Annotated in this window: 1 protein-coding gene; it reads right to left on the bottom strand. The window is 50.5% G+C overall.

Going from position 1 to position 928, the window contains the following annotated elements; translation table 11 throughout:
* Positions 1 to 928 (bottom strand): putative basic amino acid antiporter YfcC (yfcC, locus tag R7P74_RS25270; protein ID WP_318123389.1); only part of this gene is annotated, 928 nt, incomplete at both ends.

Genomic DNA, 928 nt, shown 5'->3' with positions numbered 1-928 from the left:
AAGAGGAGACAGCAGAGGCATCGTAAGTGCTGCTTGGCCAGAACCCGAGGTCACGAAGAAGTTGAAGATGGATTGGAACACATACATCAACCAAGCTGCGGCGACATCAGGAAGGCCGCTGATCACGCCGCCTGCGTTGTTCAAAATGGAGTTCAGTACGCTTGCTTCATCGGTAGTACCACCACCCAGAATAAGCAATACACCTTTCGCACAGCCAACCAAAAGAGCAGGAGCTAGCATGATTGCTGCGCCTTCTTTGAATGCGTCCGCCGCACAGTTAAGGGTCATGCCGTTTAGGCGGAAGATCGTACCGATAATGGCAACCACAAAGCCCATTGTGAAGAACTGAGAAGCGATTTCTGGGATGTACCATGCTTTGGCGACTACGCCCCAAACCACCCAAATCGTCGTTGCGATAACCGTTAGAATAACGAGCGTGTCTCCGAAGTTCCAACGAGAGTCGTGACTACCTAGTTCTTGCTGACGGAAGTATTTATCCGTACGGCGGCTGTAAGAGTACTCAGGATTTGCTTTGATGCGAGACGCATAAACCATCGTAAAGGCGATACCGATGAGTGTAAAACCAACCCAAAGTGCCATACGAACCATCATGCCCGATAGTACAGGAATACCAGCAATACCTTGTGCAATCGCAACCGAGAATGGGTTCATCCAAGATGTCGCAAAACCAATCTGAGTCGCAACGTAAGTCACCATTACGGTCGTAATGCCGTCATAACCTAGGCGAACCATCAATGGAGCGATGATGATGGCGAACGCCACCGCCTCTTCACCCATCCCAAAGACAGCGCCGCCCAAAGAGAACAGCAAGAACAGAACAGGAATGAAGAGCGCTTCGTTACCTTTGGTTTTGTCGATCAGACGAAGGATACCGTTGTCGATAGTGCCCGTGCGCATCACGACACCA

It is taken from the genome of Vibrio sp. 2033 (genome assembly GCF_033339735.1).
The sequence above is the reverse complement of the archived record's forward strand: the minus strand, read 5'-3'. Positions and strand labels throughout refer to the sequence as shown.